This window comes from Streptomyces flavofungini (genome assembly GCF_014650815.1).
Lineage (GTDB): Bacteria > Actinomycetota > Actinomycetes > Streptomycetales > Streptomycetaceae > Streptomyces > Streptomyces flavofungini.
In genome coordinates this window covers 1-10,141 of sequence record NZ_BMVR01000040.1, presented here as the reverse complement: position 1 = coordinate 10,141, position 10,141 = coordinate 1, and the positions used below count along the sequence as shown (strand labels likewise).

7 protein-coding genes and 2 pseudogenes are annotated in these 10,141 nt (G+C 67.7%); all 9 read left to right on the top strand.

The window, feature by feature from the left end; genetic code table 11:
- Window positions 1-285: 285 nt before the first annotated feature.
- A pseudogene (locus IE274_RS38795) lies at window positions 286-708 on the top strand (transposase); the annotation flags it as partial.
- A 117-nt stretch (window positions 709-825) separates the two neighbouring features.
- Window positions 826-1,968: a tyrosine-type recombinase/integrase gene (locus IE274_RS38790; protein ID WP_190120660.1), complete on the top strand. Its 1,143-nt coding sequence runs from the start codon at window positions 826-828 to the stop codon at window positions 1,966-1,968.
- A 64-nt stretch (window positions 1,969-2,032) separates the two neighbouring features.
- Window positions 2,033-3,154, top strand: a complete 1,122-nt coding sequence (locus tag IE274_RS38785) for a tyrosine-type recombinase/integrase (protein WP_190120659.1) — start codon at window positions 2,033-2,035, stop codon at window positions 3,152-3,154.
- The gene (locus IE274_RS38780; RefSeq protein ID WP_190120658.1) at window positions 3,154-3,495 is read left to right on the top strand and encodes a helix-turn-helix domain-containing protein; all 342 of its coding nucleotides are present in this window, start codon (window positions 3,154-3,156) and stop codon (window positions 3,493-3,495) included. Before IE274_RS38785 ends, IE274_RS38780 begins: the two co-directional genes overlap by 1 nt.
- Window positions 3,496-3,545: 50 nt before the next feature.
- Window positions 3,546-5,900 carry a site-specific integrase gene (locus IE274_RS38775; protein WP_198898087.1) on the top strand — a complete coding sequence of 785 codons (2,355 nt, stop codon included), beginning with the start codon at window positions 3,546-3,548 and terminating at the stop codon, window positions 5,898-5,900.
- Complete coding sequence (locus IE274_RS38770) at window positions 5,897-6,688, top strand: carbon-nitrogen hydrolase family protein (protein WP_190120656.1); 792 nt, start codon at window positions 5,897-5,899, stop codon at window positions 6,686-6,688. Before IE274_RS38775 ends, IE274_RS38770 begins: the two co-directional genes overlap by 4 nt.
- 139 nt (window positions 6,689-6,827) lie before the next feature.
- Window positions 6,828-9,086, top strand: coding sequence for a tyrosine-type recombinase/integrase (locus tag IE274_RS38765; RefSeq protein ID WP_229910116.1), 2,259 nt, complete (start codon window positions 6,828-6,830; stop codon window positions 9,084-9,086).
- On the top strand, window positions 9,076-9,516 hold the full coding sequence (locus tag IE274_RS38760) for a DUF6262 family protein (RefSeq protein ID WP_190120655.1): 441 nt from the start codon (window positions 9,076-9,078) through the stop codon (window positions 9,514-9,516). Before IE274_RS38765 ends, IE274_RS38760 begins: the two co-directional genes overlap by 11 nt.
- A 76-nt stretch (window positions 9,517-9,592) precedes the next feature.
- Window positions 9,593-10,045: pseudogene (locus IE274_RS38755) on the top strand (transposase); the annotation flags it as partial.
- Between the last annotated feature and the right edge of the window lie 96 nt (window positions 10,046-10,141).

Here is a 10,141-nt window from a genome sequence, read left to right as displayed (position 1 = left end):
GCCCTGTGCTGCTACAAGCGACTACTCCGCCTCACCACATAGGACAACGTCTTAGAGGTCGTTTTCTTCTGTGGTGCGGTGATATCACCTTGTTTGTGCAGGGCGGTGATCAGGTGCTGGTGGGGCGGCCCGGCCGGCTGTGCGTGTCGGGTCGGATGGTGTGGCGTCTGAGGCAGTGGGCATCCTGCGCCTGTCTCATTCCAAGACGCCCGCTTCTGTTCCGTGCTCCCATGAGGCCGAACACGCGCCTGGGCACACGCCCCGGGACGGCGGTATCTCCAGGGGATGGCCGACCGTCGTGCGTATCCGAGTGATCTGTCCGATGCCCGCTGGGAGCTGATCGAGCCGGTGCTGTCCGCGTGGCGCTTCGAGCGCCGCGGCCGGGCCCTGGACTTCGGGCGCCCACCCCGGCACGACCTGCGCGAGATCATGAATGCGATCTTGTATGTGGACCGCACCGGCTGCCAGTGGGCCTACCTCCCGCACGATTTCCCTCCTCACCAGAGCGTCTACGGCTACTTCGCCAAGTGGCAGAGGGACGCCATCTTCGCCCAGCTCAACGGGCTGCTGCGGGAACTGGTACGCCAGCAGGAAAGCCGTGCCAGGCACCCGTCGGCCTGCGTCATCGACGCGCAGAGCGTCAAGACCTCCACCAGCGTCCCCGCCCACAGCCAGGGCATCGACGCGGGCAAGAAGATCGTGGGCCGTTATCTTGAGCCCGCACGAGCGTGTCCTTCATGTGCGTGAAGCACTCTGAAGTTCCCACAACTCCCGTGGTGGATGCGGTTATCTGCCGCCGTCCAACACGGAAGGGGTGGATGCGCGATGCGCGTACAGAGGGTACTGACATCCGGGTCGACGACGGAGTCGTGGACGCTGCTGGGGCATGATCTGCGGCCGGTCGATCCGGTGGAGTCGTTCCTGGCCTACCTGACGGCGATCGAGCGGTCACCGAACACCGTCAAGGCGTACGCCCACGACCTGAAGGACTGGTGGGTCTACCTCGACGGTCGCAGCCTGGACTGGAAAGCGGTCGACCTGGAGGCGGTGGCTGCCTTCGTGGCCTGGCTGCGGCTGCCGCCGCTGGCCCGGAGCGGGGCGGTGGCGGTGCTGCCGACGGTCGAGCACCACTGCACGGCCTCCAGCGTGAACCGCAAGCTCGCCGCGGTCAGCACGTTCTACGAGTTCCATGCTCGCAGCGGCATCGAGGTCGCTGACCTGCTGGTGACGATGCGTCCGGCCGGTCGGCACCGCTCGTCGGCCACCTCCTACAAGCCGTTCCTGCAGCACATCGCCTCCGGCAGGCCCGAGCGGACCAGAACCATCAAGCTCAAGTCCGGCCGGAAGCGTCCCCGTGTCCTGACCGCCGCCCAGGCCCAGAAGATCCTCGATGGCTGCGAACACCTGCGAGACCGGCTGCTGTTCGCCCTGCTCCTGGACACCGGGGTCCGCATCGGCGAGGCCCTGGGCCTGCGGCACGACGACCTCGCGATCGCCGAGAAGCAGGTGACCGTAGTGCCGCGGCAGAACGACAACCGGGCCCGCGCCAAGGCCGGCCGCACGCGAACCATCCCGGCCAGCGCGGAATTGATGCGGTTGTACTCCGACTACTTGCACCGCGAGTACGGCGCTCTGGACTCCGACTACGTCTTCGTGAACCTCTTCGCCGAGCCGCACGGCCACCCCTGGGCCTACCCGGCCGTCTATGACCTGGTCAGACGGCTTCGGAAGACCACCGGCATCGAGTTCGAACCCCACCAATACCGCCATACCTATGCCACCTGGCTGCTGCGGCGCGGGGCCGGCATGGAGAACGTCAAGGAACTCCTCGGACACGCCTCGATCAGCACCACGATCGACACCTACGGTAACCCTCAGGAATTGCATCAGGCGGGCGAGAAGCCGCAGGTCGCGAGGTCAGGACAGTGCCTGACGAGGACTCCACCCTCCTGCAACTTGGCGGCCTGAGCTGGTAGTTTGGCGATCAGATCCCATCTGATGCAGGATTTGCCCTCTGAAGGGGAGGGTGAAAGTGGGTCTACAGCGACGTGCCGACCTGGCGGGGGCGGCTCATCTGGAGCTCGTCTCCGGGGTGGCCCAGCTGCGTCCGCAGGACGCGATGGTCGAAGCGATGGTGCGGGGTTGGCGGGCCCAGCAGGCCGCTCGTGGGCTTCGCGAGGACACGGTCACCGCCCGGGAACGACTCGTACGCCGGTTCCTGGAGTACACCAACGAATATCCGTGGGCCTGGGCTCCTGGCCATGTGGATGAGTGGTCACTGTGGCTGACCAGCGAGAAGCACCTTGCGCCGTCCACGATCCGTAGCTATCAGGGCAGTCTGCGCCTGTTCAGCGAGTTCCTGATCGACGGCCGTTACGGCTGGTCGGTGGCCTGCGAGGACGCCTTCGGCACTCACCCGGTGACCATCTGCCACGAGTGGAACACCATCGCCCACCTCAACGACTACGAGGGGCGCCCCGAGGCGAGGCCGTTCACCCGTGAGGAGATCCAGCACTTCCTCGACTACGCCGACGACCAAGTCGAACGGGCGGTGCGAGCCAAACGCAAGGGCGCCCTCGCCGCCTACCGCGACGCCACCCTCTTCAAGGTCATCTACGGGTGGGGTCTGCGCCGGACCGAGGCATCGAAGCTGGATGTGGTGGACTTCGGGCGGAACGCGAAGGCTCCGCAGTTCGGCCGGTACGGCACCCTCAACGTCCGCTACGGCAAAGCGAAGAAGGGTCAGCCACCGCGCCGTCGGAACGTGCTGTCGGTGATGGACTGGGCGGTGGAGGCGGTCGCCGACTACGTGGAGAACGTACGGCCGCGGTTCGGCTGCGAGGACCACCCCGCCTTGTGGGTGACCGAGCGGGGCGGCCGGGTCAAGCCGGCGGAGATCAACGCCCGCTTCGTCGCCTACCGTGACGCACTGAAGCTCCCGAAGGCGCTGACGGTCCACTCCGCTCGCCATTCTTACGTCACCCACCTCACGGAGGACGGGGTTGACCGGCGGTTTCTACAGCAGCAAGTCGGTCACGAGAATGACAGCTCCACCGCCATCTACACCCACGTCAGCGACGACTTCATGAACACCATGCTCCACAAGGCACTTGCTCCCGCGCTCGCCCCGATCCCCGCAGACAAGGACCGCTGATGGCCGCGAAGCTCGACTACCACTGGCACCTGCGCAAGGTCATGGCCGACCGCGGGCTCTTCTCCACCACCGACCTCATCCCGCTGCTGGACGAACGCGGCATCACCCTGTCGTCGAGCCAGGTCTACCGGCTCGTCGTCGAGCGCCCCGAGAGGCTCAGCCTGAAGATCCTCATGGCCCTGCTCGACATCCTAGACTGCACCATGGACGACCTCATCGAGCCCACCGCCGCAGCAGGCGCTGGAACAACCACCCGGACAAAGAAGGCCGTTGGCGCCGAGACAGGCGTCGGTGACCTGCGACCCAAGCGAGCCCGCATCCGCGGTCTCGAGCGGCCGTGACCACACCCGGACACCCCGATCGGGCCGTCACCGACCCGATCGGGCTCATCGTGGACCTGGTCGCGGCCGTCGAACATCACCTAGAGCCTGACCAGATCCGTGCCGTGGTCGCCAGCGTCGCGGGCGGCCGCTCGAAGTCACGCCGCCTCGCGACACATCTGGCTGGGCATCCCCGCGTGCTGAACGACGGTCGCTCGCCAGCGCCCAGGGCCGTCGGCGACCTGCTCATCGCCCTGCGTGAGGCCGGCGCCCAGGCCATCTCGCCGCCGTGTTGCGCCGAATGCGGCAGACAGATGCGAACTCTCCAGCGCCGCGGCCAGGACTGGTACTGCTGGAACTGCGGGCCACAGCCCGAGCCGTGTGCTGCCTGCGGAAACACCCGCCGGGTCGCTTCACGCGACCGAGCAGGGCGGCCACGATGCGGCAAGTGCCCGGACAGCGACGGACGTGACCCCGTCGCAATGATCGGCGCCCTGATCGCTGAACTGGACCCGCAGGCCCGGCAGGAGACGGTCTCCGACGCGGTCCGCCGATCGGCACCCCGCCCCTCCTACCAGCAGAAACTCGCCTGGGCCCTGGAAACCAACCCCGCCTTGCTGACCGGGGACGGCCACCTCGCACCCCACCGCACGATCCTCAGACTGATCGACCTGCTGCACGAGGCCGGCGTCACCGGGATCGTCCGGCCGTCCTGCCCCGGCTGCCACAGAGTCGTACGCATCGACAAGCCCCTCGATGGACAGCGGGTCTGCCGCATGTGCATCTCCCACTCCCGCATCGAGGAGTGCTCGGGATGCGGAGCCCGCCGAGAGCCCGCCACCCGCGACGACCAAGGCCGGCCAGTGTGTCCGAACTGCCTGGTCAGCGACCCGGCGAACCTGGAGACCTGCATCAACTGCGGCCGACGAAAGGTCGTGAACACCCGCACGCCGGACGGCCCGCTCTGCCAAAGCTGCCCCTCCTTGCCCACCGCGCCTTGCAGTATCTGCGGCGAGGAGAAGCCCTGCGGCACCTCCCGCACCACGGGGCGGCCATGGTGTCTGGACTGCCAGCATCGCTCAGCGCCATGCTCGGCCTGCGGCGACGTCGCGGCGGTCGTCTCCGGCACTCTCGACCAGCCACTTTGCGCGGACTGCACCGCCCCTGAGGTCTGGCACACCTGCCCCACCTGCAGCGATCCCCGCTACCCGCACCCCGGCCAGTGCGCTCGCTGTCTCATCAACCGGCGCCTCAACGAGCTCCTGGGCCCTCCGTCCGATGCCCTCCACCCCGCTCTCGAAGCCCTGCGAAACGACATCGCCACCACCGAGCACCCCATCACCGCCAGGCGGTGGCTGAACAAGCCGTCCGTGTCTCCGGTCCTGGCCGACCTCGCGACCGGCCGACGAGCCCTGACTCACGAGGCCCTCGACGACCTGCCCGACAGCCCGCCCCTCGCCCACCTCCGCCAAGTCCTCGTTGGCGTCGGTGCCCTGCCCGAGCGGGACGAGTACATGGTCCGCCTCGAACGCTTCCTCACCGGCCTTCTCGCATCACAACAAGACCCCGAACAGCGCAAAGTCCTACACCGGTACGCGATTTGGCACCTGGTCCGGCGACTACGCCGACGCAGCAACGGCCGCCCGCTTACCCCGCAGCAGTTCATGTCCGCGCGTCAACGCACCCACGCGGCCGTCGCCTTCCTGACCTGGTTGAAGGATCACGACCTCGCCCTGGAGACCTGCCAGCAGGCGGACCTCGACCGGTGGCTCACCGACGACTCCGCCACCTACCGCCACACGGCCGGACACTTCATCCGCTGGGCTCGCACCAACAAGCTCACCACCGTCCATGTCCCCGCCGTCCGCTGGAACGGCCCCACCCAGCCACTCGATGACGAGCACCGGTGGAACGTCGCACGCCGGCTCCTGCACGACGACATCCTCAAAGCAGAAGACCGTCTCGCAGGACTCCTTCTCCTCCTCTATGCCCAAGGACCGTCAGCGATCAGCCGGTTGACCATCGAGGACGTCGAGGCCGGCGCCCAGGAAGTACGTCTCCATCTCGGCGATGCGCCCGTCCAGCTGCCCGAGCCCGTCGCCGCACTGGCCCGCGTGGTTGCCGCGAACCGCAAGGGTCACGCGACCATCGGGGCCTTGACTCCGTCTCCATGGCTCTTCCCCGGCGGCCAGCCCGGGCGGCCGATCAGCACCACACAGCTGACCCAGCGGCTGAACCAGCTCGGGATCCGGCCCAATCAGGCCCGCAGCACCGCGCTCTTCCAGCTCGCCACCGAGATCCCGGCCGGGATCCTCGCCCGCACGCTCGGCATCCACACCGACGTCGCTGTCGCCTGGCAACGTCTCTCCGCGGGCGACTGGGCCACCTACGCGGCCGAGATCAGCCGCCGAAAGAAGGACTCATGAAAGCCTCCATAGCGATCGCGCAAATTCCCATCACCTGGGACATCGAGCGAAATCTCGCGGCCATCACCTCGCTCCTGGCGAACGTCCACCCAGATGAGATCGTCGTACTCCCCGAAGGCGCCCTGTCCGGATACGGCACCGACCTCTCAGCCCTCGAACGTCTCCAGCCCTCGGCCCTCGAGCATGCCATGGACTGCCTCGCGGAGTTGGCTCAGCGCAGAGCCATCCACCTGTTCTGCGGCACGTTGCTATTCGAGCACGACGCTTGGAGCAATGCCGCCCTCTACTTCTCCCCGGACGGCACCCGCTGGACCTACCGGAAGATCAACTTGGCGATGAACGAGCGAGGCCGACTCCAGGCCGGCTCTGAGCTCTCGACGCTCCCGATCCACCTGGCGAGCGGCCCCGTCACGCTCGGCGTCCAGATCTGCCGGGAGATCCGGTTCCCCGAGCAATGGCAGCATCTGGCCGACTGCGGAGCACAGGCTTTCATCTACCTCACCCATGCGGCCAACCCCTCCGAGCCTGCCGGAGTCTGGCGGAGCCACCTCATCAGCCGCGCAGCCGAGAACCAGCGGTTCGTCCTGGCAGCCAACGTGGCGGATCCTCGCCAACACTGCCCCAGCATGGTCATCTCACCAAGAGGTGAGGTCCTCGCTGAGGCGAACTCCGACGAGACCACCGTGATCAGAACCACGATCGACCTCGATGAGTCCGCCAACTGGTATCTCGACCAGCGCCGACAGGACCTGCTGAAGCTGAGCTATCAAGCGCGGACATACCCATAGCAACTGGACAGCTGGAGAGCGCCTGGAGCCAGGCATTCCGAGAGTTCCAATACCCGACTGCACCATTACACCTCACCGTCGAGGACGCCCGGCGCGCCCTGGAGAACGCAGGCTGGTTCACCGGACGGGAGGTGCGGCTGTGACACCTCATGCTTTGCCTGCCGGGCACGGCCGGGCAGGACTGCTGGAGAAGCTCCTGGCCGCAGTCCGGGCCGAGTTCCGCACCGAGATCTACCGTCCGGCCCCCGACGACCCGGTGTTCGTCGCCCCGGCCTGCGCCGTTGCCGACTGCGACCGGATCGTGAGCATGCGCGGGCTCTGCAACGGGCACGTGATCCGCTGGCGCCATCGCGGCCGACCCAAGATGGAGGACTTCCTCACCGATCCCGGACTTCCCGTTCGCGGGCGCCAGGCCCTGTCGGTCTGCACGATCGCCGGTTGCCGCTACGGGAACTTCGGGAAAGGGTTCTGCGGCAAGCACTACGACCGGTGGGTTCGGGCCGGACGGCCCAGTCCGGACGTCTGGGATGCGCCGAATCTGGTCGCGCCTGGTGCCACGCCGGCCGAGTGCCGACTGTCGTTCTGCACCCTGTGGGCAGAGGGCCCGCAGAGGATCTTCTGCCGCAGCCACCACGAGCGGTGGGCGAACGCCGGCTGTTCAGACCCTGAACGGTTCGCCACAGACTGCGAGTTGACCGGCACCGCGCACATCGACCTGCGTGACCTGCCCCGCCAGCTGACACTGGAATTTCAGTACGGGCTGCAGTGCCGGGCCGACGCCCACCGCCGCACGACACCGCCCCGCATCGTCATGCAGGCCATCCGGCTCGCCCGAGCCGCCGGCGTCTCCTCCCTGCTCGACCTCACCGAAGAGGCATGGCGGCACGACGCAGCTTCGGGCCGGGTCCGGGAGCCGGTGCTCTTCCTGATCGAGGTCCGTGACGCCGTCGAGGTCTTGCGCGACGGCGCGGGCTGGGAGAGCGAGTATCCGCGGGATGTGTGGCGGCTGGAGCGACTGCCGGGCATCACCACCCCGGCCACCGCCACCGTCCCCCGACCGCGCGTTCGCCTGCACTTCGAGCGGATCGACCAGCCGTGGTTGCGTGACCTGGCCAAACGGTGGCTGCGGCTGCGGCTGACCAGCGGGCTGAGCACCACCGCGGCACACACCGGCCTGGACGCGCTGGTCTGCTTCGGCGGCTTCCTGGCGCACGTCGACGTCGACCGTCTCGCCGACATCGACCGTCCACTGCTGGAGCGTCACCTCGCCCACGTCGCCTCCCAACCGGGCGGACACGGGCTGAAGAAGGGCCGGATCAGCAGCCTGAACCTGTTCTTCCAGGCCATCCGGCAACACCGTTGGGACGACTCTCTCCAGGGCACCGCCGCGTTCTATCCCGGCGACATCCCGCCGGAGCCGGCCGCTACGGTCTCCCGGCGGCTGGCCGAGCACGTCATGGCTCAGGTCGAGTCCGAGGAGAACCTGGATCGCTGGGACAATCCGTCCGGTCGCCTGATCACGCTCATCCTCGTCCGCGGCGGTCTGCGGATCTCCAGCGTCATCTGCCTGGACTTCGACTGCTTCCTCCACGACGGCCAAGGCGCCCCCTACCTGCGGTATTTCAACACCAAGATGAAGCGCGAGGCGGCCGTTCCGATCGACGAGGAACTCGAGCAGGCCATCCGTGACCATCAGCAGCGTGTTCTTGAACGTTGGCCCCAGGGCACCGGAGTCCTCTTCCCTCGACCGCACGCGAACGCCTCGGGGAGGCTGCGGATGTCCGACGGCAGCTACCGGCAGATGCTCCGCCGCTGGCTGGCGACCTGCGACATCCGCGACGAGCACGGCCGGCCCGTCCACTTGACGCCTCATCAGTGGCGGCACACCTTCGCCTGCCGACTGATCAATCGTGACGTCCCTCAGGAAGTCGTACGCGTTCTCCTCGACCACGAATCGTCCCGGATGACCGCCCATTACGCGCGGATCACCGACCAGACCGTCCGGCGCCGCTGGGAAGCGGCGATGAAGGTCAACATCAAGGGCGAGCGTGTCACGCTCGACGGCGACGGGCCGCTCGGTCAGGCCCAGTGGGCCAAGACCCGCTACGGCGTCGCCACCCAGACTCTGCCCAACGGCTACTGCGGGCTGCCCGTCCAGAAGACCTGCCCACATGCGAATGCCTGCCTGACCTGCCCGGTCTTCCTCACTGGCCCCGAGTTCCTGCCAGAACTCAAGGAACAGCGCACCCGCACCCTGACACTGATCGACAACGCCACCGGCTGCGGGCACACCCGCATCGCCGAGATGAACCAGCAGGTCGCCGACAACCTCGACCGCATGATCGGCGAGCTGGAAGACGGCCGGGACGAAGGAGAGGAGACCGCGGATGCCGGCTGACAACTCCCAACTCATCGTCACCGCGGCCCGTCGCCGGTCCACGGCGACCCGCCGGCGGGCGGTCGCCGCCCTGCGTCGCATGGACGCCGCTGGCACCGCGATCACCTTCGAGACCGTCGCCCGCGAAGCGGGCGTCTCCCGGTCCTGGCTCTACAACCAGCCAGACCTGCGAGCCGAGATCGAACGCCTCCGGGCCCGGCACCGCGTCCCCGCGACGAGACCCGTTCCCGAACGGCAACGAGCCTCCGACGCCTCCCTGCTGCGACGCCTGGAGGCGGCCACCAAGCGCAATCTGCAACTCGACGCCGAGAACAGGGAGTTGCGCGAGGCACTCGCCATCGCGCTCGGCGAACGGCGCACCGCCGACCTGCCGGAGCGACACCGCGACACGCCGACGAAGAAATCTTCCTCCGTCATCGGGCCCTGCTGACGGGAGCGTTGAGGACACCGTCCATCACACATCACCCCAGGTCAGCAGGCTACAAGTCGGGCCAGCTCAAGATAACGGCCGCAAGCGCAGCATCATCACCGACACCCTCGGCCTGCTGCTGGCGGTCCTGGTCACCGCGGCCGGCGTCCAGGACTCCACTGCAGGCCGCACCCTCCTCGAGCGGGCCGCCGCCGACCACCCCAGCCTGCGCAAGGTCTGGGTCGACGGCGGCTACCGCAAGCACTTCATCGACCACGCTGCCACCCTCGGCATCGACCTCGAAATCGTCCAACGCACCCCCGGAAGCAGGGGCTTTACCCCGATCCCGAAGCGATGGACCGTCGAGCGGGCCTACGGCTGGCTGATGCTGCACCGGCGCCTGGCCCGCGACTACGAGACCCTCCCGGCCCGCTCCGAAGCCATGATCCACCTCGCCATGGCCGACCTCATGGCCCGCCGCCTCACCGGCGAGAACACCATCTCCTGGCGCGACCCGACATCACCGGACCAACTCCGCATCACGGGATGAAACACCGGGAGAAAACGACCTCTTAGGTGAGGTCGACGACAGGTTGATCACCGCGTCAGCCTCGTGCGGGGCTGGTCGAGCTCCTTCGCGGAAACA

Bases quoted from the DNA above. Each gene is read 5' to 3' on its own strand.
- IE274_RS38790 (WP_190120660.1), top strand. From the start codon at position 826: ATGCGCGTACAGAGGGTACTGACATCCGGGTCGACGACGGAGTCGTGG.
- IE274_RS38780 (WP_190120658.1), top strand. From the start codon at position 3,154: ATGGCCGCGAAGCTCGACTACCACTGGCACCTGCGCAAGGTCATGGCC.
- IE274_RS38770 (WP_190120656.1), top strand. From the start codon at position 5,897: ATGAAAGCCTCCATAGCGATCGCGCAAATTCCCATCACCTGGGACATC.
- IE274_RS38760 (WP_190120655.1), top strand. From the start codon at position 9,076: ATGCCGGCTGACAACTCCCAACTCATCGTCACCGCGGCCCGTCGCCGG.